Source organism: Halomonas sp. JS92-SW72 (genome assembly GCF_003547075.1).
GTDB lineage: Bacteria > Pseudomonadota > Gammaproteobacteria > Pseudomonadales > Halomonadaceae > Halomonas > Halomonas alkalicola.
On sequence record NZ_CP032147.1, the window covers coordinates 242898 to 263407 of the forward strand.

General features: G+C 69.6%; 18 protein-coding genes and 1 other RNA gene. 9 read left to right on the forward strand and 10 right to left on the reverse strand.

Translation table 11 applies throughout. The features are described from left to right. Nucleotides 1-6 precede the first annotated feature (6 nt). The 6 genes from D1793_RS01085 to dnaX all read right to left on the reverse strand — a co-directional run bounded on the left by D1793_RS01085 (nt 7) and on the right by dnaX (nt 5129). Nucleotides 7-453 carry a YcgN family cysteine cluster protein gene (locus tag D1793_RS01085; protein WP_119020513.1) on the reverse strand — a complete coding sequence of 149 codons (447 nt, stop codon included), beginning with the start codon at nt 451-453 and terminating at the stop codon, nt 7-9. A gap of 186 nt (nt 454-639) precedes the next feature. Beyond that, nucleotides 640-951, reverse strand: a complete 312-nt coding sequence (locus tag D1793_RS01090) for a YcgL domain-containing protein (RefSeq protein ID WP_119020514.1) — start codon at nt 949-951, stop codon at nt 640-642. Beyond that, nucleotides 948-2075: a ribonuclease D gene (rnd, locus tag D1793_RS01095; protein ID WP_119020515.1), complete on the reverse strand. Its 1128-nt coding sequence runs from the start codon at nt 2073-2075 to the stop codon at nt 948-950. Before rnd ends, D1793_RS01090 begins: the two co-directional genes overlap by 4 nt. A gap of 71 nt (nt 2076-2146) precedes the next feature. Continuing rightward, on the reverse strand, nt 2147-2752 hold the full coding sequence (gene recR, locus D1793_RS01100; protein WP_119020516.1) for a recombination mediator RecR: 606 nt from the start codon (nt 2750-2752) through the stop codon (nt 2147-2149). A 2-nt stretch (nt 2753-2754) separates the two neighbouring features. Then, a complete protein-coding gene (locus D1793_RS01105) occupies nt 2755-3081 on the reverse strand; it encodes a YbaB/EbfC family nucleoid-associated protein (protein WP_110069811.1) in 327 nt (108 codons plus the stop codon). 62 nt (nt 3082-3143) lie between these two features. Then, nucleotides 3144-5129: a DNA polymerase III subunit gamma/tau gene (gene dnaX, locus D1793_RS01110; protein WP_119020517.1), complete on the reverse strand. Its 1986-nt coding sequence runs from the start codon at nt 5127-5129 to the stop codon at nt 3144-3146. A gap of 230 nt (nt 5130-5359) precedes the next feature. Between dnaX and D1793_RS01115 the strand changes: the two genes are divergently transcribed. Then, on the forward strand, nt 5360-6328 hold the full coding sequence (locus D1793_RS01115) for a DNA-binding protein (RefSeq protein ID WP_162899876.1): 969 nt from the start codon (nt 5360-5362) through the stop codon (nt 6326-6328). Here D1793_RS01115 and D1793_RS01120 read toward each other — a convergent pair. Further along, nucleotides 6325-7356 carry a histone deacetylase family protein gene (locus D1793_RS01120; RefSeq protein WP_119020519.1) on the reverse strand — a complete coding sequence of 344 codons (1032 nt, stop codon included), beginning with the start codon at nt 7354-7356 and terminating at the stop codon, nt 6325-6327. The two genes, D1793_RS01115 and D1793_RS01120, sit on opposite strands and share 4 nt — an antisense overlap. Nucleotides 7357-7499: 143 nt before the next feature. Next, nucleotides 7500-7596: signal recognition particle sRNA small type (gene ffs, locus D1793_RS01125), an RNA gene on the reverse strand. A gap of 248 nt (nt 7597-7844) precedes the next feature. Here ffs and D1793_RS01130 point away from each other — a divergent pair. The 3 genes from D1793_RS01130 (at nt 7845) to D1793_RS01140 (ending at nt 11598) form a co-directional block, all read left to right on the forward strand. Then, nucleotides 7845-9068: a carboxylate--amine ligase gene (locus tag D1793_RS01130; RefSeq protein ID WP_119020520.1), complete on the forward strand. Its 1224-nt coding sequence runs from the start codon at nt 7845-7847 to the stop codon at nt 9066-9068. A 43-nt stretch (nt 9069-9111) separates the two neighbouring features. Next, entirely contained in the window at nt 9112-11160 is a 2049-nt protein-coding gene (locus D1793_RS01135; protein ID WP_119020521.1) for a hypothetical protein, read from the forward strand. An 87-nt stretch (nt 11161-11247) separates the two neighbouring features. Continuing rightward, the gene (locus D1793_RS01140; protein ID WP_119020522.1) at nt 11248-11598 is read left to right on the forward strand and encodes a P-II family nitrogen regulator; all 351 of its coding nucleotides are present in this window, start codon (nt 11248-11250) and stop codon (nt 11596-11598) included. 139 nt (nt 11599-11737) lie between these two features. On the opposite strand, the gene D1793_RS01145 is transcribed toward D1793_RS01140, so the two are convergent. Continuing rightward, complete coding sequence (locus D1793_RS01145; protein WP_119020523.1) at nt 11738-13732, reverse strand: cation:proton antiporter; 1995 nt, start codon at nt 13730-13732, stop codon at nt 11738-11740. Between the two features lie 183 nt (nt 13733-13915). On the opposite strand from D1793_RS01145, the gene D1793_RS01155 reads away from it, so the two are divergent. Further along, nucleotides 13916-14692, forward strand: coding sequence for a TlyA family RNA methyltransferase (locus tag D1793_RS01155; RefSeq protein WP_119020525.1), 777 nt, complete (start codon nt 13916-13918; stop codon nt 14690-14692). Between the two features lie 7 nt (nt 14693-14699). Here the strand turns inward: D1793_RS01155 and mscK are convergent, their stop codons facing one another. Then, the gene (gene mscK / locus D1793_RS01160; protein WP_240407807.1) at nt 14700-18062 is read right to left on the reverse strand and encodes a mechanosensitive channel MscK; all 3363 of its coding nucleotides are present in this window, start codon (nt 18060-18062) and stop codon (nt 14700-14702) included. Between the two features lie 219 nt (nt 18063-18281). Between mscK and D1793_RS01165 the strand changes: the two genes are divergently transcribed. The 4 genes from D1793_RS01165 (at nt 18282) to D1793_RS01180 (ending at nt 20503) form a co-directional block, all read left to right on the forward strand. Beyond that, a complete protein-coding gene (locus D1793_RS01165; protein ID WP_119020527.1) occupies nt 18282-19337 on the forward strand; it encodes a phospholipase A in 1056 nt (351 codons plus the stop codon). A gap of 116 nt (nt 19338-19453) precedes the next feature. After that, nucleotides 19454-19786 carry a DUF883 family protein gene (locus D1793_RS01170; protein ID WP_119020528.1) on the forward strand — a complete coding sequence of 111 codons (333 nt, stop codon included), beginning with the start codon at nt 19454-19456 and terminating at the stop codon, nt 19784-19786. After that, on the forward strand, nt 19786-20193 hold the full coding sequence (locus D1793_RS01175) for a phage holin family protein (RefSeq protein ID WP_119020529.1): 408 nt from the start codon (nt 19786-19788) through the stop codon (nt 20191-20193). The genes D1793_RS01170 and D1793_RS01175 overlap by 1 nt, the downstream gene beginning before the upstream one ends. Continuing rightward, nucleotides 20183-20503, forward strand: coding sequence for a YqjK-like family protein (locus D1793_RS01180; protein ID WP_119020530.1), 321 nt, complete (start codon nt 20183-20185; stop codon nt 20501-20503). The genes D1793_RS01175 and D1793_RS01180 overlap by 11 nt, the downstream gene beginning before the upstream one ends. Nucleotides 20504-20510: the final 7 nt, after the last annotated feature.

The following is a 20510-nucleotide window of genomic DNA, read 5'->3' on the forward strand; positions in this document are numbered from 1 at the left end:
GGCCCGTCAATCGATGGGAATCACCGCGATGATATGGTCCTCGTACTCCTCCTCGGGGACCCCTCGGCTGGTGACGGCGAAGCTGCGCACGCTGATGCCCTTGCGGTGGACCCGCTCCGGGTCGCCGGAGAGCAGCGGATGCCAGCGGGCCAGCTTGCGCCCCTCCGCCACCCGGCGGTAGGCGCAGGAGTGGGGCAGCCAGCGGAACTGGTCGATCAGTTCCGGCGTGAGCCGGGTGCACTCCGGCACCCGCTCGAGGCGGTGCTCGTAGTCGCTGCAGCGGCAGCTGTGGAGATCCAGCAGCTCGCAGGCCAGGTTGAGCACCGCCAGTTCGCCGCTCTCGTCATCCTGGAACTTCAGCAGGCAGCACTGGCCGCAGCCGTCGCACAGCGCCTCCCACTCCTCGGCGGTCAGCTCCTCGAGGGGGTACTGCTCCCAGAATCGTTCTCTCATGACGTCTCCCGTTTGTCCTGCCATCTTGCAGAAGCGACGACGGGGCTGGTCCGGGGACAAGCCTGCGAGAGAGGCGCTGTGAATACCTCCCTGTACGCTACCGATGCCGTCCCTGGCATAGGACCTCCTCTTCGGCTTGCCCCCGACGCCCCTTCCCACCGGCAGTGACTGCCAGGCTCAGCCAGCTCAATAACGCGCCTCGGTGGGGGTGCGGTAGAGATCGAGGAGGTACTCCTCCTTGGCGGGGGGCATCTGCAGGTAGAAGCCCTTCTCGCGGATCGCCGCCATGACGTCGGCGGCCTGGGCGCGGCCCAGGCGCTTGTCGGCGGTGAGGATCAGGGTCAGCGACGGCACCGGCTTGCCGAAGCGCTCGAGCAGCGGCTCGGGCACCCGGGAAACCCCCTCGCGCTTGTCCACGTAGAGATACATCTCGTCCATGCGGGGGCTCTTGAAGACCTCGCACAGCAGCTTGTCGCCGCGCATCCGATCGTCATTCATCGGGGCTGTTCCTCCAGGGCCCGGATCAGGCCCGCGTTGAGTCGCTCGCCACGCCAGCCCGAGGGCAGCGGCAGCGGTTCATGTTCCAGATGGGCGATGACCAGGGCCTCCAGGTCCCGGCGGCGCAGCAGCACCTCCGGCGCCAGGCCCTGGGCCTCGGCCTCGGCGTTGACCACCTTCTTGAGCGCCTTGAGCACCCGCTTGAACTCCGGCGCCATGGGCGACGGCAGCGCCGGCGGCAGCTCGGCGTCGTCCAGGTGGCGCGCCTCGGCCACCAGCGCCAGCAGGGTATCGCCGTCGCGCTTGATCAGGCTCGGCTTGACGTCCTCGATGCGGGCCAGCTCGAAGCGGTTCTCGGGCAGCGCCTCGGCGATGGCATAGAGCACCCGGTCGTGGACCAGCCAGCCCCGCGGCAGATTGCGCGCCCGGGTCTCTCCCTCCCGCCAGGTGGTCAGCCGGCGGTAGGCCTCGACCTGGCGCGGGGTCAGGCGCCACAGCTGGCGCTGGCGCAGGTACCACTGGGCGTCGGCCTCGCCGTTGCGCCCCGCCTGGGCCACCAGCTCGGCGCAGTCGTCCATGAGCCAGGCCAGGCGGCCGTGGCGCTCCAGCGACTCGCGCTGCTGATGCCACACCTCGATCAGGTAGATCACGTCCAGGGCCGCGTAGGCCTGCTGGGTCTCGGAGAGCGGGCGCTTGAGCCAGTCGGAGCGGGTCTCGTCCTTGGGCAGGGTGTGGCCGGTCCAGTGCTCGACCAGTTTCTGGTAGCCCATGCCCGGGTTCTCGCCCAGCAGGCCCTGGGCCAGCTGGGTGTCCACCAGCGGCGAGGGGGTGACGCCGGCCCAGCCGGCGAAGACCTCGAGGTCCTCGCTGGCGGCGTGAACCAGCTTCAGTGGCCCCTCGGCCAGCAGCCGGCGGAAGGCGTCGGTGCAGGCCACCGCCTGGGGGTCGACCAGCCAGGCCGGGCCACCGGTGGAGAACTGGATCAGCGCAGGCACCGGATAGAAGGTGTTCTCGCGAAAGAACTCGGTATCGAGCGCGATGACATCGGCGTCGGCCACCTCGGCGCAGGCGGCGTCCAGGGCCTCGGGGGTATCGATCCAGCGTATCTCGGGGGTCAGGGGCATGGGGATTCCGACAGGGGTTGTGAATCGCAGTTGGGAGTGTTGACGCTAGCGCGGCCGGGCTGGCCCGGGGGTCAGTCGCCGGAAAACGGCAGGCGGCCGTTGAAGGCGCGGCTCAGGGTGCCGCCATCCACGTATTCGAGCTCACCGCCCATGGGCACGCCATAGGCGAGGCGCGACAGGCGGATGCCGTAGGGAGCGAGCTGGGCGGCGATGTAATGGGCGGTGGCCTCGCCCTCCACGGTGGGGTTGGTGGCGAGAATCATCTCCTCGATGCCTCCCTCGGCCACCCGTGCCTCGAGCTGGTCGAGGCCGATATCCTCGGGGCCGATACCGTCCAGCGGCGAGAGGTGGCCGTGCAGCACGAAGTAGCGCCCGCGAAAGCCGCCCGCCTCCTCGATGGCGAGCTGGTCGGCGGGGGACTCCACCACGCAGAGCAGGGTGTCGTCGCGCCGCGCGCTCTCACACAGCGCGCAGATCTCCTCCTCGGTGAGGGTGCGGCAGCGCCGGCAGTAGCCGACCCGCTCCAGCGCCTCATCGAGCACCCCGGCCAGGCGACGGCCGCCATCGCGGTCGCGCTCGAGCAGGTGCATGGCCATGCGCTGGGCGGTCTTGGGCCCGACGCCGGGCAGCACCCGCAGCGACTCCATCAGTTTCTCGACGAGGGGGGAGAAGCTCATCGTCAGAAGGGCATCTTGAAGCCCGGCGGCAGATTCATGCCCGAGGTGATCTCTTCCATCCTGGCCTTGGAGTTGGCCTCGACCTTGCGCACGGCGTCGTTGACGGCGGCGGCCAGCAGATCCTCGAGCAGCTCCTTGTCCTCCTCCATGACGCTGGGGTCGATGTCGACCTTGCTGACGTCATGGCGGCCGTTCATGGTGATCTTGACCATGCCCGCGCCCGCCTCGCCCTGCACCTCGGCACGGGCGATCTCCTCCTGGACGCGCTGCATCTTCTCCTGCATCTCCTGGGCCTGCTTCATGATGTTGCCCATTCCACCCTTAAACATGGTGAGTCCTCTCTGTGGTGATATGACGGATCGTGGTTATGACGCCGCGCCGAACGCGGCGTTCATGAGCCGGCCCGCGCTTCGGCCGGCTTGACCGTGGATTCGATCAGGCGGGCCCCGAAGGCCTGCTCGAGCTTCTGTACGTTGGGGTCGCGCTTGAGCGCGGCCACCGCCTCGGCGTGGCGTTCGGCGGCCAGGCGCTCGGCCTGCAGGCGGGGCGTCTCGACCTGCTCGGGCAGCACCCCTTCCTCGACCACCAGGCGCCGCACCACGCCGTGCTCGGCCAGAGCCTGCTGCGTGCGCTCGATATGGATGTCGGCCCGCATGGCGGAGAGCGCCGGGTCGAGGCGCAGCCGGAGCACCTGGCCGTCATCGTGCTCCACCACGCAGTTGGCCACCAGATTGCGCGTCAGGCCGCCCAGCCCCAGGGACTCGAAGCAGGCCAGCCAGTCGGCGTGGCCGAACAGGCCGGCCATGGCCGGTGCCGGCTCGGCGTGCGGGGGCTCTGGTTCTGGCTCTGGCTGCGGCTCTGGCTGCGGCTCGGGCTGGCGCTCGACCGCAGCCGGCTCGGCGGGTGGCTCCGGTGTCAGTTCGGGCGCCACGGCCTCCCGAGGCGGCTCGGGGGCGGGCCTCGACGCTTGCTCGGCGGCATGGGCAGCGGGCACAGCGGCGGCCTCCTCCCAGGGCGGGGGCTCCGGGGCCGGCGGCGCGCCTGCCGGCGCCGCCGCGGGGGCAGCCTGCGCCACCGGGGGCGGAGGCGCCGGTTCCGGCGGCGTTGCGGCAGCGGGCGCTTCACGAGGTTCTTCGGGTCGAGCGCTCGCCTGGGCAGGAGCGGCCGGCGGCGGCGAAGGTGGCGTGAGCGTGCCGGCACCCGGGCCCGCGGCTCCGCTGCCGCCCTCCCCCGCGCCGCGCAGCGGCAGCGGCGTCTTCGCCGGCGCCGGCACCCCCTGGGGGCGGAAGGCCAGCATGCGCAGCAGGGTCATCTCCAGCGCGGTGCGCAGATCCGGGGCGTGCTCCATGTCGCCCCGCCCCTGGATGCCGATCTGGTAGTAGAGCTGCACGTCCTCGGCGGTGAAGCGTGCGGCAAGGGCCAGCAGCGCCTCGCGGTCGCCGTGGGCGTTGTCCAGGGCGTCGGGCACCATCTGGGCGATGGCCAGGCGATGCAGCACCGCGGTGAGCTCATCGAGCACGGCGGCGAAATCGGGGGCGCGCTCGGCCAGCGCCGCCACCTCGGCCAGCACCCGGGCGGCATCCACCTCGGCCAGGGCCTCGACCAGCGCCAGCACGTGGCGCTGATCGAGGGTGCCGAGCATGGCCGCGACGTCGGCATGCTGCACCCGCCCCTGGCCGAAGGCGATGGCCTGGTCGGTGAGGCTCATGGCATCGCGCATGGAGCCCTCGGCGGCGCGGCCCAGGAGCCACAGGGCGCTCTCCTCGAAGGGCACCGACTCGGCCTCGAGCACCTTGGCCAGGTGGCCAACGATGCGCTCGGGGGGCATGTGCTTGAGGGTGAACTGCAGGCAACGCGACAGCACCGTGGCGGGCAGCTTCTGCGGGTCGGTGGTGGCCAGCAGGAACTTCACGTGGGGCGGCGGCTCTTCCAGGGTCTTGAGCAGCGCATTGAAGCTGCTGGTGGAGAGCATGTGCACCTCGTCGATGAGGTAGACCTTGTAGCGCCCCTGGGTCGGTGCGTACTGCACGTTGTCGAGCAGCTCGCGGGTGTCCTCGACCTTGGTGCGCGAGGCGGCGTCCACCTCGATCAGGTCGACGAAGCGCCCCTCGTCGATGGCCACGCAGCTGGCGCACTCGCCGCAAGGGGTCGAGGTGATGCCCTCGTCACCGTGCCCCCTGGCCGTGCAGTTGAGACACTTGGCCAGGATCCTCGCCAGGGTGGTCTTGCCGACCCCACGGGTGCCGGTGAACAGGTAGGCGTGATGCAGCCGCCCCTGGTCGAGGGCATTGACCAGCGCACGCTGCACGTGCTCCTGGCCCACCAGTTCGTGGAAGGTACGCGGCCGCCACTTGCGGGCCAGAACCTGATAGCTCATGCAGCGCGGAATCCTTGCGGTGGTCGGATGTCGGCGAGATGCCGGCGCCCGGAACATTGATCGGCGCCCGAAGCCCGACAGGATCGTCCATTCTAGCGACTGGGGCCGGCCGCGGAAAGCAAGGCGACCCGTGCGCCCCGGGAAGCGGGCTGCGGCCTCTGCGCCGGCCTCCGGCTGTGGTAGGCTCGGCCGGAATGACACCCAAGCGCGCTTCGAACAGGGATGAGACCATGAGCCGACAGCCTTCCGCACCGCCCCCGGTGGAGATTTCCTTCGAGCAGGTCGCCGCCGCCGCCGAGAACCTCGAGGGGCGCGGGGCGGAACCCACCCTGCAGCGGGTCTGCGAACACCTGGGCGCCGGCTCACCCAACCGCATCCAGCGCCACCTGACCGCCTGGCGCGCCGCCCGCCCGGCGCCGACGCCCCCCGCTGCCCGGCTGCCGGAGGCATTGATCGCGGCGCTGGAGGAGGAGCTCGCCCGCCACGCCGGCGACGCCCTCTCCCGGGGCGAGCAGCTGGCCGAGGAGGCCCGCAGCGATGCCGCCACCCTGGCCGAGCTTGGCGAGGCCATGGAACGCCGCCTGGCCGAGATGGAAACACGACTGGCCAGCGCCGAGAGTGCCGCCGAGCAGGCGCTCTCCCGCCGCGACGAGCTCCAGGCGGCGCTCGAGGAGCTGCGCGAGAACCTGGAGGTCGAACAGCGCGAGGCCCGCACCCATCGCGAGGGGCTGGTGCAGACCCAGCAGCAGGTGGAGATGCTGCGCGAACAGCTCGAGGAGGCCGTCCAGGCAAGGCTCGCCGCCGAGCGCCAGGCCCGGGAGACGGAGGCCGAACGCATCAAGGCGGAGCGCAGCCAGGCCGTGGCCGAGGCCCAGCGCGACAGCGCCCTGGCCCAGGTTCGCGAGAAGACCGAACAGCTCTCCGATCTCGCCAAGGAGCTGCAGGCCGAGCGCGGCCGCCAGCGCCAGGAGGTCGCCGAGATGCGAAATGAACAGAAGCAGCGCCTGGATGCCCTGGAGCGAGCCCGACACGAGGCCCAGAAACAGGCCCAGGAGGCGGCCCAGCGAGCTTCCAAGGCCGAGATCCGCGCCGAGGCACTGCAGGCCACCCAGGCCGCCCTCAAGTCACGCATGGATGCCATGCAGGTACAGCAGCGTCAGCGCAGCCTGCGCCCCCAGGGCGAGCGAGAACGGGACTAGCCCAGCGAGAACCCGCTCAGCACCTTGGCGACATTGACGCCGATCTCCTCCACCGCATAGCCGCCCTCCAGCAGGAACACCGTCGGCAGTCCGAGACCGGCCAGCCGACGTCCGACCTCGAGGAAGTCATCGCTTTCCAGGCGGAAGGCGCTGATCGGGTCGCCGGCGAAGGTATCCACCCCCAGCGAGACCACCAGGAGCTCGCAATCCCCCTCGCGGATCCAGGCCAGGGCCTCGTCCAGCGCCGCCACCCAGCGCGTCAAGGTCGTGCCGGGCGGCAGGGGCAGGTTGAGGTTGCAGCCCTCCCCGGCCCCTTCCCCGCGCTCGTCGGCGTAGCCCAGGAAGTAGGGAAAGGTCACCGCCGGGTCGCCGTGGATCGAGGCCACCAGCACATCGTCCCGGGCGTAGAAGATCTGCTGGGTACCGTTGCCGTGGTGGAAGTCCACGTCGAGCACCGCCACTCGCCGGCGGCCGGCATCCAGCGCCCGCTGGGCGGCGATGGCGGCATTGTTGAAGAAGCAGTAGCCGCCGAACTGGTCGCTGGCGGCGTGGTGGCCCGGCGGGCGGCACAGCCCGAAGGCCGGCCTGCCGGTTTCCAGCACGTGATCCACCGCCGAGACCGCGACGTCCTTGCTGGCCATGGCGGCCTCGAAGGTGCCGGCGCAGATCGAAGTCTCGCAGGCCAGGGCGTAGTAGCCCAGCCGGCCGGCCACGCTGTCGGGGATCCGGTCGCCACGCAGGGTGCGCGCCGGCCAGATGTTGGGAATCGCCTCGCCCGCATGACCCGCCGCCTGCCACTCCGTCCAGCAGTGCTCCAGGAAGGCGACATAGTCGCGATCATGCACCGCCAGCACCGGCGCCAGGCCATGTTCGTGCGGCGCGCACACCTCGCCGAGGCCCCGCTCCTCGAGCCCCGCCAGCACCAGGTCGACCCGATCGGGGCATTCGAAGGGGGTCACCAGGGCGCCGTCGTGGAGCTCGGTCTGCGCCCGGCGCACCTTGGTGGTCTCGGAGTGATAGAGTCGCATGGGATCCTCCCGGAAACAGGGGTCAATGCCGCCGTCCAGGCGCGACGATGCCGCGCCCGGGTGGGACGCCCACAGTATCCGGAAAGCGCACTGCAGAAGGAAGGCAGAACATGAGAGACAGGCCACAACACAAATGGAGGCGGCCCCGACAGCCACATCCCGGCACACGCGACCACCACTACCGTTGCTCCCTTCCGGGCCTGGCGGGGTTTGCGGCTTAGCGTTGCGGGAGGACCGACGGGGCCACCACAGCGCGACGTCATGCTGTTTCAACGTCGATGACTCGGCGCCTGGAGCGTTGGCAATCAACGCCTTGCCGAGTGCGGGCGCACTATACCAATGCCGGGGCCTGCCGGCAAGGGGCGCGCTCCCGGCAGACCGGGATGAACCTCGCCTAGCGTTGCTGTATCGTGGAAAGCACTTTCACCCCGGGGCGACGGCAGCACTGTCCGCCCGGGGACATCCACCGCCACATCTGGAGGCGCCCCATGAAGAAGGATCCGAACAAGGGCTACATCGCCCTGCTGGGCTGGAGCCTGAACGCCATCGAAGCCGCCGAGAACTTCGACCGTCGCTACGTGGTGGTCGCCCCAGACTGGGCCGAGGAGTATTGCCAGAAGCACGACATCCCCTATGTCTCCTGGAATTTCGAGCGCCTCAACGACCGCTCCATGGAGATCGCCGAGACCCTCAAGGAGATGGGCGTCGACGTGGCCATCCCGCTGTTCGAGGAGACCGTGGAGTGGGCCGGTGCCATCAACTCGGTGCTGCTCGACAACCCGCGCCTCTACGGCCAGTCGCTGCTCCTGCGCGACAAGGCGCTGATGAAGCGCCGCGCCCAGCTCGGCGGTATCCGCGTGGGCATCTTCGAGGAGGCCCACGACAAGGAGGACGTCGTGCGTTTCCTCAAGCGGGTCAACCAGACCCTGCTCAAGCTCGACGGCGACCCCAACGACCCGATCCACCTCAAGGCCTTCGACAAGGCCGGCTGCCTGGGCCACCGGGTCATCCGCACCCCGGACGAGGTCGATACCATCCCCGACGAGGAGTTCCCGGTGCTGATGGAGTCGCACCTGGACGGCTGGGAGTTCGCCGTGGAGGCGTGGATCCACGACGGCAAGATCGCCTTCCTCAACATCTCCGAGTACGTGACCCTGGGCTACTCGGTGTTCGTGCCCGCCTCCCCGGAGCTCGAGCACTACCGCCCCCAGATCACCGCCCAGATCGAGAAGCTGATCAAGGCCTTCGACATCGAGTTCGGCCTGATCCACCCCGAGTACTTCGTCACCAGCGACGGCGAGATGTACTTCGGCGAGGTCGCCTATCGTCCGCCGGGCTTCAAGGTGTTCGAGCTGCTCGAGCGGGTCTATGGCTTCAACGCCTACCAGGCCTCCATGCTGGTGTTCGACCCGAAGAGCACCCCGGAGGAGATCGCCGCCTTCTTCCCGAAGGAGGTAGTGGACGCCGACGGCTATGCGGGCTGCTTCGGGGTCTATCCTCGCCGCCGCGTGGTCAGCAAGCTGGAGATTCCCGAGGAGGTCGAGGACGACCCCTACTTCGAGTCCCACGAGCTCACCCCGCCGATGGAGGAGACCGTCACCAAGCGCACCGCCTTCGGGACCCACTGGGGCCTGATCTACTTCAAGGGCGATGAGGCGGCGCGCATGAAGGAACTGCTCAAGCATATGGAAGAGCTTGATTTCTATGTCTAATGCAGGCGTCATGGACATGACAGCCTGACGACAAGGAGTCGGCGTGACCACGCACCGACAGACGCAAGACCCCAGCGCAGCTCCCGAGGCCAACGACCGGCTCGCTGGCCTCTGCGAGAAACTGGACGAGGCGATCGGCCTGCTGGCCGCTGCCCGGGAGTTCGCCAAGCCCGGCAAGCTGCCGCGGGTGATGGATACCGCCCGACGGGTGCTGCTTCAGGAGGGCGGTGCCGCCGCCCTCGAGGCCCGCGCCCCGGCCCTCGAGGAGGCCGGGGTCTTCCTCGGCTCCGACTGGGCCACCCCGCAGTATCTGGTCCCCTCACTGACCACCCATGCGCTCAAGAGCCCCGATCCCAACATGGTGGTGATCGAGGCGCTCAGCGAACTGCGTCTGCTGGCCGTGGCCAAGGGCGACTATCTTCACGCCCAGATCTCCGCCGAGCAGGCCCACCACTACCTGACCCAGGTGATGGCGATCAACCTCTGGCTGCTGTTCGGCGCCCCCAGCGAGGCCGAGCGCGAGACCCAGGGGCGCCTGGCCGCCATTCCCCGCCACCTGTTCCGGCACCTGGCCGAACGCATCGGCTACGAGCACATCATCGACCGGCTGATCGACGAGATCTGGCGCATCCTGCAGCAGCGCCCGATCCAGGTGGAGCCGGTCAAGGCGATGATCACCCAGATCGCCATCTGCCAGGCCAACCCGGAGATCGAGCTGGGCGCCAGTGGCCAGGGCGCCGACCGCCTGGTCAGCTCGCTCTACGGCCCCACCCGGGCCTGCCGCGAGGATCCAGGCGTCGAGGTCTACCGAGAGCGGCTGTCCAGCATGGACAGCGCCGCCCTGCAGGGTGAGGCCACCGGCTTCGCCCGGGCGATGCACGACACCGGCCTGGTCTCCCCCTACCACCCGGTGCTGCTGCGCCATCTGATCGACCACGGCGACCACCTGCTGGCCGAGGCGCTGGGGCTCTCCGCCACCGGCCGCGACTGCCTGTTCTGCTACCGGGAGCTGGTCTCGGCGCTGATCCGCGGCGGCGTCCATCCGACCACCCCCCAGGCGGTCTACGGCCTGGCGCTGATGCTCGAGCGCGGCATCCTCTATCAGCCCCCGGTGGCCCCGGCCATGTGGCGCCAGCTGGGCCTGACGCTCTCGGAGTGGTCCCAGGCGCGCTTGAACCTCGCCTTCGGCGACACAGTCTCGCCGCGGGCGCGGCTGCTCGAGGGGGTGCTCTGCATGCTCGGCCAGCCGCTGGGCGTGGGCCAAGGCAACAACCCCACCTGCCAGTCGGCCCGGGCGCTCTCCATGTGGGCCTACAACGACCCGGACTACCTGCTGCAGATGGTGGCCTGGGCGGCCCGCGACGACGAGATCATCATGCACTTCGAGGGCCAGCCGATCTCCTCGATGGAGAGCAGCGGCGGCGTCGCCCAGGCCCTGCCCATGGACCTCGACCCGGTGTCGCTGATCGTGGTGCCCCACCTGGATCGCATCTATGCCGAGATGGGGCGGCGCTGCATCGGCCGCGAGGGGGACCCCCACCGCTGGGTCAACCCGGAGTTCCATGGCTGGTGGTCCGGGCGCGGCTTTCGCATCAACGTGGACGTGGCCAGCGGCCAGCTTCACGAGCTGGAGACCTTCCTGCGCCACTTCTATGCCAGCTACCACCCCTACTACAACGGCAACCAGCCGCTGATCCATCCCCAGCCGGCGGGCATCGCGGTCACCGACAGCGCGGCGCGCTTCATCGGCTGGCATGCCATCACCGTGCTGCGGGTCAACCTCGACCCCTCGGAGGTGATGCGGGTCTACTTCTACAACCCCAACAACGACAGCGGCCAGGACTGGGGCGACGGCGTCCGGGTCAGCACCGCCGGCTGTGGTGAGCGCGCGGGGGAGGCCTCGCTGCCCTTCGAGCAGTTCGCCTCGCGCCTCTACATCTTCCACTACGACCCGCTGGAGCGCGGCGAGCTGGCCGAGATCACCCAGGCGGAGCTCGACCGGGTGATCGGCGCCATCCACCGCAGCTGGGGCGCCGACCGGGTTCCCCCGACCGACCTGCAGGCCGACGCGGGGCCCGCCGGCACGCCTTGATGCCGGCCAGGACTTCCGCGGCGAGCTCTGCCAGAATGGAGAGCTGAGAGCCACCGGCTCGCCCCCAGGCGACACAGGGAGATGCGCATGGACTTCAAGCTGCTGATGGTCTTCGTCGACCAGGACAAGACCGATATCGTGCTGGACGCCGCCCGCGAGGCCGGCGCCACCGGCGCTACCATCATCAACAACGCTCAAGGCCAGGGCCTCAGGCCCCACCTGACCTTCTTCGGACTGGAGTTCATGGCCGCCCGCAGCGTAATCCTGATCCTGGTGGAGGCGCGCCGTTCCAGCCAGGTGCTCCAGGCGGTCAGCGACGCCGGCGGGCTGGACGAGAGCCTCAACACCGGTATCGCCCTGGAGCTGGACGTGAGCCAGGCGCTGGGGCTCAGCGAGCACATCAAGGCGCTGAGCCGCGAGCACCCGCTGACAGACTAGGCTCTGTCCGAAAACTGGCTGCGCTCGACCATACGGCGTTAAAAATCAGCTCAAAGTACTCATTTACACCCCGTAAACTCCGTCTTTTCGCTGATTTTTGCCTTGTCTGTCCTTCGCTCACCGACTTTTCAGAGAAAGCCTAGTCCTCGGTGGTGGCGCGCCCGGCCCCCGTCAGCCGGCGCTCCACCCTTTCGAGGTTGTCCTGGGTGCCGAGCAGCACCAGTACATCGTCGGCCTGGACCTCGGTGCTCGCCGCGGGATAGCGCTGGCGATGCTCGCCGCGCACCAGCGCCGTCACCGATACCTGATCGCCCTCCGTATTCAGCTGCGCCAGGCGCTGACCGATGACCGGGCTCCCCCCGCTCAGCACCACCGAATGCAGCCGTTCCTGCTCGCCTGCCGGGCGCGGGTCCTGGATATTGTCCAGGCTGCCCCGGAACAGCTCGCGCAGCATCTGGTAGTGACCGGCACGCTGCTCCTGGAGGTGGCGGGTTACCCGATACAGCGGCACCCCCAGCGCCTGGAGCGCGTGGGAGGTCAGGATCATGCTCGCTTCCAGGGTCTCCGGGATGACCTCGCTGGCCCCCGCGGCGACCAGTTCGGCCACCGAGCCCTCGTCACGGGTGCGCACCACGGCGGGAATGCCGGTCCTCAACTGAGAGGCATGGCGAAGGGTCTTGAGCGCGGCGGGGCGATCGTCGTGGCTGATGATCAGCAGTCGGGCCCTCTCCAGCCCCACGTTCTCCAGCATGGCGGCATCCGAGGAGTCACCGACATAGACCGGCTGGCCGGCCAGCCGCGCCTCGCGAACGATCGAGGGGTCCATGTCCAGGGCCACGTAGTTCACCCCTTCACTCTCCAGGAAACGCGCCACCGTCTGCCCGGTGCGGCCGAAGCCGCAGATCACCACATGACCCTGCTCCTCGAGGCCCTGGGGCGCCGGCGCGGCCACATCCGCCTTCGGTGTCACCCGCCCGAACAGCCAGGCCGCCAGCGGCTGGTTGTAGCGGATCAGGAACGGCGCCAGGATCATCGAGAAGAGCACCGAGGTGAGTACCACCTGGGCGGGATAGGTGCCGACCACCCCGCCCTCGAGGCCGATGGCCAGCAGGGCAAAGCCGAATTCGCCGCCCACCGCCAGCAATATGCCTGTTCGGAATGCCGTCTGCAGCTCTACCCCGGAGAGGCGCACGATCAGGGTCACCAGGGCCAGCTTGATGCCCAGCAGCGCCGCGGCGCCGAGCAGCGACTCCCACCAGATCTCGGGCAGCAGGGCCGGCTCCACCAGCATGCCGATGCTGACGAAGAAGAGCCCCAGCAGCACGTCACGGAAGGGGCGGATGGTGGACTCCACCTGGTGGCGAAACTCGGTGTCGCCCAGCACCATGCCGGCCAGGAAGGCGCCGAAGGCCATGGAAAGCCCCAGGGTCTTGGTGGTCCAGGCAGCCACCAGCGACACGAACAGCACCGTCAGGGTGAAGAGCTCGGCGGAGCGCCGCTCCGCCACCAGCTGAAACAGCGGACGCAGCAGCAGCCGTCCCGAGACCAGCACGATCACGAAGGCGAGCAGCGCCTTGGCCAGCGCCAGCCCGAGCGCACCTGCCACCTCCTGGGCCGCCGCCACCCCCAGAACCGGAATCACCACCACGAAGGGCACCGCGGTGATGTCCTGGAACACCGACATGGTGGTCCCCAGCCGTCCATGGCGGGTCTGGCTCTCGCCCTGCTCCATCAGCTGCTTGGTGATGATGGTGGTGGAGGACTGGGCGAAGACCGCCCCCACCACGAAGGCCGCCGGGCCGGGCAGGCCCAGGGCCCAGGCCAGGCCGCCCACCACTGCCGTGGTCAGGGCCACCTGGGCCGTGCCCAAGCCGAGGATGGTGTGGCGCAGCGCATAGATCTGGGGCATCGAGAAGCTGAGCCCGATGGTGAAGAGCAGAAAGACGATGCCGAACTCGGCGATCACCCGGATATTCTCGTCGGCCACCACCGGCCCGGCGGTATGGGAGCCCAGCAGCACCCCCACCAGCAGATAGCCCAGGCTCGGGGGAATCCTGAAGCGCTGGAAGACCAGCACCACGGCCACCGTGGCCCCCAAGAGCAGCAGCATCTGTACCAGCGCCTGTTCCAACATCACCGTTATCCCTGGTCGTCCGAGGAGCGCGCGGCATCCCTCAAGGTCATGCCCGTAAAGGGTTCTCTCGCCCGACATCCTAACAGGTCGAGGCGCTGCACGAGGCGATTCCCGGCGCTATACTGCTCGCCCGTGCGACGCCCCCCCTGCTTTCCCAATCCCGTCCCCGACCCGGTAACCGCCATGCAGCGCCTCGACCAGCTACTCGTCACCCAGGGCCTGGCCCGCTCCCGCACCCGCGCCCAGCGGCTGATCCGCCACGGGCATGTCGCCCTGACCGATAGCGGCCGGGTGCTCACCAAGCCCGGCGAGAAGCTGCCGGACGATACCCGGCTGACGGTGGCGGAGGACCCCGAGGAGCGCTATGTCTCCCGGGCGGGGCTCAAGCTCGAGGGGTTGATCGAGGCGCTGGGCCTTGAGCTCACCGGGAAGCTGGTGCTCGACGTGGGGCAGTCCACCGGCGGCTTCACCGACTGTGCCCTGCGCTGCGGCGCACGCCACGTGATCGGCGTGGAGGTGGGCCACGACCAGCTCGACCCGAGCCTGCGCGAGGATCCGCGGGTCACCTGCCTGGAGGGACTCAACGCCCGGGCCATGGCCCGCGAGCCCCGCCTGCGGGAGGCCCTGGCCGCCCAGGGCGCCGCGGGGCCGGACCTTGCGGTAATGGACGTCTCCTTCATCTCCCAGACCCTGATCCTGCCCGAGATCGCGGCCCTGCTGCCGCCGGGCGGCGAGCTTACTAGCCTGGTCAAGCCGCAGTTCGAGGTGGGCCCGGGCGGCGTCAACGCCCGCGGGCTGGTCACCGACCCCGCCCGCTACGCAGAGGTGGAAGCGAAGATCCGCGCCTGCTGCGCCGCGCTGGGACTCGCCATTCGCCACTGGCAGGCGAGCCCGCTGCTCGGCGGCGACGGCAACCGCGAGTTCCTGCTCCACGCCGTGCGCGAGAGGTCGCCGGCCTGAACAGGCCTCAGCGACCGTCGCCGGGGTCTCCCGCGTCGCCGCCGTCCAGGTCGAAGTCCCCCGGGTCACCGTGGCTGCCCGGCGGCGGATGCTGGCTCCCCCGGCCCCCGCCTTCCACCACCTTGCGCGCCTCGCCCGGGCGCTTCAACCAGATCTCCAACTGGTTGAAGGCGATATCGACCCCGTGCTCTGCGAACAGCTCCCCGACCCGGCAGTTGAGCTCGTCGGTGGCGTAGAGCCGGTCGCCCAGGGCGTTGACGAAGACCCTCAGCTCGAATTCGAGGGTGCTCTCGCCGTAGGCCATGAAGAAGACCTGGGGCTCCGGGTCGGCCAGCACTCGCGGGTTCTCGCGAGCGGCCTGGTAGAGCAGCCGGTGCACCAGTGCCTGGTCGGAGCCATAGGCAACGCGGTAGCTGAGCACCACCCGGGTGACCGTATCCGACAGCGACCAGTTGATCAGCTGGTCGGTGATGAAGGTCTGGTTGGGGATGATGATCTCCTTGCGGTCGAAGTCGGTGACCGTGGTGGCGCGGATGCGGATCTTGCTCACCGTGCCGGTCAGGGCCCCCAGGGTGATGGTGTCGCCGATGCGCACCGGTCGCTCGAAGAGGATGATCAGGCCCGAGACGAAGTTGGCGAAGATCGCCTGGAGACCGAAGCCCAGCCCCACGCCCAGCGCCGCCACCAGCCACTGCAGCTGGCTCCAGGCCACCCCCAGGGTGGCCAGGGCCATCACCAGGCCGGTGCCCACGATGGCGTAGGAGAGCAGCGAGGTGATGGCGTAGGCGCTGCCCTGCTTGAGCTCCAGGCGCGACAGCACCATCACCTCCAGGAGCCCCGGCAGGTTGCGCGCCATCATCAGGGTGAAGCCGAAGATGAAGAGCGCGGTGATGCTGTCCGCCACGCTGAGGGTACTGCCGACCAGCTCGCTGCCGACTTCTCCCTCGGCCTCCCAGATGGCCACCTGTTCCAGATAGCCCAGCACGGTGAGCAGGTCGGCCCACACCACGTAGAGCAGCAGCACGAAGCCCACCAGCAGGATCAGCTTGGAGAGGCGCAGCGACTGCTGGTTGATCTGCTCCATGTCCAGGGGCGGCTCCTCGACCACCTCGACGCCCCCCTCGGCGCCCTCCTTGACCTCGGCTCGACGCCGTGCCAGGGCGCGCCTGAAGGCCAGCCGCCTGGCCGCCACCGCCAGGCCTCGCACCACCGCCGCCTCCACCAGGATCCACAGCCCCAGCAGATAGAGGGTGATGGCGAAGCGCCCGACCAGGCTCAGGGCGGTGTATTCATAGCCCGCCGCGATCAGCCCGAGCAGCACCAGCGGCACCGCGGCCATGGAGAGCCCCAGCACCAGGCGGAACAGGCGCACGCCGAAGAAGGGGGTGTGAGCCAGGATCAACCGCGCCAGGCTCACGCTCATGGCGATCAGGCCCGCCACCAGCAGGCCCAGCGCCACCGGGCGCTGGGTGAGGCCGAACTCGGCGTCCCGCGCCAGGGTGGCGATCATCAGCACCGGCACCAGGGCGACACCCAGCCAGCCCACCAGGCGCCGCAGCCTGGCCACGTATTCCGGCGACCAGTAGAAGTGCTTGGTGGCCACCCCGTCGCGCACCAGCAGGCGCCGCGCCCAGGCGATCACGGCCCAGGCCAGAGAGAGCTGCAGGGCGGCCAGCCCCAGCGCGTGGGCGATGCCCTCCCCGCCCGCCGTCAGCGCAGCCCCCAGGGCCGCCAGGGTCAGCGGGCCCGGCAGCGCCAGCAGGGCGTTGAGCAGCACCGCCTGGGGGGTGTGCAGCTGGGTATCGCTGCGCAGCCGCCCGATCTGCTCATGAATCAGCGCCAGCCGCGCCTTGATGCGCCGGCGACACCACAGCAGGGCAACGGCCAGCAGCAGCAGCGGCAGGCCCGCCAGCGCCCCCGCCGACGGAAGGCGCCAGTGCATCGGCAGCACCTGACGCCACTCGCCCTCCTGCCACTCCACGACGAGATTGGCCGGCAGCTGGCGGGCCCAGGCCAGGTCCAGCGGGCGGGTGTTGGCAACCCAGAAGAGCTGCTCGTCGATGGTGTCACGCAGCTCCCGAGAGGTCTCCAGCAGCTGCTGCTGGTTGAGCTGCAGCTCCACCGCCGTGCTCAGCAGGCTGCCATAGCTCTGCTCCAGGCGGTCCACCAGTTCGCGGCGCGACTGATAGAGACGCTGCAGCGACTCCACCAGGGCCTCGGTGACCTCGACGCCGGCCTCCTGCAGGCGCTGATTGGCCAGGCGCTCGCCCTGGCGGAGGGTATCCCGCTGGCGCACCAGGTCGAACTGGCGCAGGCGCAGGTCGGCGATCTCGTCCTGGAGATCGCGTCGCGGCGCGACCTGGGGCAGCGAGCGGCGCTGCTCGCGCAGGATGCGCGACAGCAGAATGGAGCCGCGGATCGCATCGATCTGCTCGTTGAGGCTGCGCTGCAGCTGACGCACGTGATCGAGCTGGCTGCGCACCATCAGGCTCTCGCGCACCAGGGCATTGGTGCGGTCGTTGGCGCGCAGCAGCTCCAGGCTGAGATCGCGGTTGACCTGCTGGGCGCGCTCCAGCACCGGGTGCCCGGCCTCCAGCAGCGGGTCGTCCCGGGCCGCATCGGCGATGGCCTGCTCGGAGGCCAACCGCCGCTTGCGGTCGATGACGTTCTGCAGCAGCGTGAGCTCCGCCTCCTGGCGGGACTGGCGCTGGGTCAGCAGGTCCCGTCGCTGCTGATCCAGCTCGCGAAGCCGGGTGTTGGTGCTCAGCTCGCGCTGGTGGAACAGCAGGCTGACCTCGGCCAGGCGGCGCTCCACCTGGCGCTGCCAGACCCGGGCATCATCGCCGGCGAGCCCCCGCCCCTCGAGCTCGTCCTGGTCGCGACGCGCCCGCTCCACCGCCTGCATCGCCTCGGAGATCGCCTGCTGGGAGCGCTCGGGCAGGGTCTGGGAGGTCAGCAGCTGGGCGTTGACCTCGGCGAGCCGGTCCTGCAGCCGCTGCAGTTCGATCACCGCCTCCTGCTGGCGCTGCTCGAGCTCGTCCAGCGCCAGGTCGTCCAGCTCCGCTGCGGAGAGTTCCAGCGCGGCCTCCTCCTCGGCGGCAAGCTCGCGCTCCAGACGCAGCAGCTCGGCGGGCGCCTGCTCCACCCGCGCCTCCAGGGCCTCCAGGCGCTCCTCCAGCGCCTGCAGCGCTTCCAGGGAGGCGAGGGTCTCTTCCAGGGCCTCGAGCTCCCGCCGCTGGGCGGCGCCGGGGCTCTCCCCCTCCGCCGGCGTCACGGCCTCGAGACGCGCCTCCACCTCGTCGCGCTGCGGCAGATCGGCCTGGGCCCTGGCCGGCTGCAGCGCGACCAGCAGCAGGGCCACGAGCGCCAGCACAAGCCAACCCCACCGGCCCGCAATACCCCTCTTCACGGGGCTTGCGCCCGCACCTCTCTCCACAGGCCACCTCATTGCCGGACGTATCTGCCAGGTTCGATTCTCTGCCCCTGGGGCAAGCATGGCAATCCTGTGGAACCAAGGTCGTGCGCTGTTGACTTGACCGCCGGGCGTGGTAGAACGGCGGTCTGAATCTCTCTTCTCCCGGATCGCCCCATGACCTCGCTGACCCGCTCTGCCACCTTCGCCGGCGCCACCCTGGCCCTGCTGCTGCATGCCGGCGCGCTGCAGGCGGCCGACGCCCCGGGAACGGCGCCCAGGCCCGCCAGTGCCGCCGAGCGCGTCGCCCTGGAAGCGCGCATCCAGGCGCTCAACGAGGAGCTCGAGGCGCTGCAGAGTACGCTGGCCGAGCTGCCCGCCGACGAGGAGGTAGAGCCGATCGCCCCGGACCTGCAGGCCGCCCTGGAGGCCACCGAGCGCCGTCAGCTCGAGCTCGAGTCGAGCCGCAACCCCTTTGCCATCACCACCTATCGGCGCAACTACCTCTTTCCGGCCAGCTACACGGCCAGCCCCAACAAGGAGGCGTTCCGCGAGATCTCCGACATCAACGGACCCAACGACGTGGAGGTGAAGTTCCAGTTCAGCGCCAAGGTCAACCTGGCCGAAGGGCTGTTCGGCGATACCGGTGATCTCTACTTCGCCTACACCCAGCGCAGCTGGTGGCAGGCCTACAACACCGACTCCTCCTCGCCCTTCCGGGAGACCAACTACGAGCCGGAAGTCTTCATGAACTTCGACAACGCCTGGCGGGCCCTGGGCTGGACCAACGTGCGCAACCGCCTGGCGCTGAACCATCTCTCCAACGGCCGCTCCGACCCGCTCTCGCGCAGCTGGAACCGGGTCTACGTGGAGAGCATCTTCCAACGCGGTGACTGGGCCTTCAGCCTGGCCCCCCACTGGCGCATCCCGGAGTCCAAGAGCGAGGACGACAACCCCGACATCGAGCGCTACATGGGCTACGGCGACGTCACCCTGGCCCGACGCCTGGGCGACAGCGAGCTCAGCCTGCTGTGGCGCGGCAACCCCAGCGCCGGCAACATGGGCACCCAGGTCGACTACTCCTGGCCGCTGTTCAACGGCAACATCCGCGGCCATGTGCAGTACTACTACGGCTACGGCGAGAGCATGATCGACTACGATCACCGCAATCATCGCCTCAGCCTGGGCTTCAGCCTCAATCCGTTGTTCAGCGGCGGCAGCATGACCCGCTGACCCTGACCGTACCCCTGACTCGGGACAAGCCGCCGGCGGCGTGACGGCCGGCCCCGTGGCAAGCAGGCCCCTGGCTGCTATGCTGGGGCTGTCATTCACCGTCAGAGGAAGACCCGATGGCAAACCGTGCCCCCCATACCCACGAGACCACCCAGCAGCTCAAGGAGGACCTGCACCACCTCACCCAGACCATCGAAGAGCTGGTCAGCGCCACTGCCGATGACTCCCGCAGTAACATCAAGGAGCTACGCGACCGCGCCGAGCGACGGCTCAAGGAGACCCGCGACCGCCTCGAGAACCGCGGCGAGCGCCTCTACGGCGAGGCCCGCGACTCCATGGAGCATCAGGTCGATGCCTGCGATCGCTACGTGCACGAGAACCCCTGGACCAGCATCGGCATCGGGGCCGCCGTGGGCGTGGTGGTCGGCATGCTGATCGGGCGTCGCTGATGCCGGAAAGCCAGGGACCGGCGCAGCGACTGTTCACCGCCGCCCGGCGCCTGCTGGGCAGCCTGCTGGCCACCGGCGAGACGCGCCTGCGTCTCGCCGTCCTCGAGCTGGAGGAGGAGCGGGTGCGGCTGGTGGGCCTGCTGCTGATCGTGGGGCTCAGCCTCATCCTGCTGATGCTCGGCATCGGGGTGCTGACCACCCTGGTGATCGTGGCTTTCTGGGACAGCTACCGACTCACCGCCATCGCCGCAAGCGCCCTGGTGCTGCTGAGCGGCGGCACGCTGCTCGCCCTGCGCGCCCTGCAGCTGGCCAGGCGACGCACCCTGCTGGTCAGCACCCTGAAGCATCTGGCCACCGACCGCGACCTGGTGGAGCGGGAACGCCGGGAGGGACGCCATGAGCGCTGATTCCCGCACCCGCCTTCCGGCCCGCCGCGACGTGACCGAACCCTCTCGCGCCGAGCGCAAGGCGCAGCTGGAGGCGAGGATCGAGCAGCAGCGCATCGACATCCTGGTCGAGGCCAGCCGCTACCGCGAGGCGAGCCGCCCGATCGACAAGGGGTGGCAGGCGCTGATGCGCTTCAAGGCGCCGCTCTATGCCCTGGGCGGCGTGCTGCTGCTGAAGAGTGCTCGACACCCCAACTCCCTGCTGCGGGTCGCCAAGCGGCTGGCCGCCGGCGCCCTGCTGCTGCGCCGGGCCCGCCGCCTGCTGCGCTGACCCTTCC

Coding starts and splice junctions, on each gene's coding strand:
- D1793_RS01085 (WP_119020513.1), bottom strand. CDS start 453: ATGAGAGAACGATTCTGGGAGCAGTACCCCCTCGAGGAGCTGACCGCC.
- D1793_RS01090 (WP_119020514.1), bottom strand. CDS start 951: ATGAATGACGATCGGATGCGCGGCGACAAGCTGCTGTGCGAGGTCTTC.
- rnd (WP_119020515.1), bottom strand. CDS start 2,075: ATGCCCCTGACCCCCGAGATACGCTGGATCGATACCCCCGAGGCCCTG.
- recR (WP_119020516.1), bottom strand. CDS start 2,752: ATGAGCTTCTCCCCCCTCGTCGAGAAACTGATGGAGTCGCTGCGGGTG.
- D1793_RS01105 (WP_110069811.1), bottom strand. CDS start 3,081: ATGTTTAAGGGTGGAATGGGCAACATCATGAAGCAGGCCCAGGAGATG.
- dnaX (WP_119020517.1), bottom strand. CDS start 5,129: ATGAGCTATCAGGTTCTGGCCCGCAAGTGGCGGCCGCGTACCTTCCAC.
- D1793_RS01115 (WP_162899876.1), top strand. CDS start 5,360: ATGAGCCGACAGCCTTCCGCACCGCCCCCGGTGGAGATTTCCTTCGAG.
- D1793_RS01120 (WP_119020519.1), bottom strand. CDS start 7,356: ATGCGACTCTATCACTCCGAGACCACCAAGGTGCGCCGGGCGCAGACC.
- D1793_RS01130 (WP_119020520.1), top strand. CDS start 7,845: ATGAAGAAGGATCCGAACAAGGGCTACATCGCCCTGCTGGGCTGGAGC.
- D1793_RS01140 (WP_119020522.1), top strand. CDS start 11,248: ATGGACTTCAAGCTGCTGATGGTCTTCGTCGACCAGGACAAGACCGAT.
- D1793_RS01145 (WP_119020523.1), bottom strand. CDS start 13,732: ATGTTGGAACAGGCGCTGGTACAGATGCTGCTGCTCTTGGGGGCCACG.
- D1793_RS01155 (WP_119020525.1), top strand. CDS start 13,916: ATGCAGCGCCTCGACCAGCTACTCGTCACCCAGGGCCTGGCCCGCTCC.
- D1793_RS01165 (WP_119020527.1), top strand. CDS start 18,282: ATGACCTCGCTGACCCGCTCTGCCACCTTCGCCGGCGCCACCCTGGCC.
- D1793_RS01170 (WP_119020528.1), top strand. CDS start 19,454: ATGGCAAACCGTGCCCCCCATACCCACGAGACCACCCAGCAGCTCAAG.
- D1793_RS01175 (WP_119020529.1), top strand. CDS start 19,786: ATGCCGGAAAGCCAGGGACCGGCGCAGCGACTGTTCACCGCCGCCCGG.
- D1793_RS01180 (WP_119020530.1), top strand. CDS start 20,183: ATGAGCGCTGATTCCCGCACCCGCCTTCCGGCCCGCCGCGACGTGACC.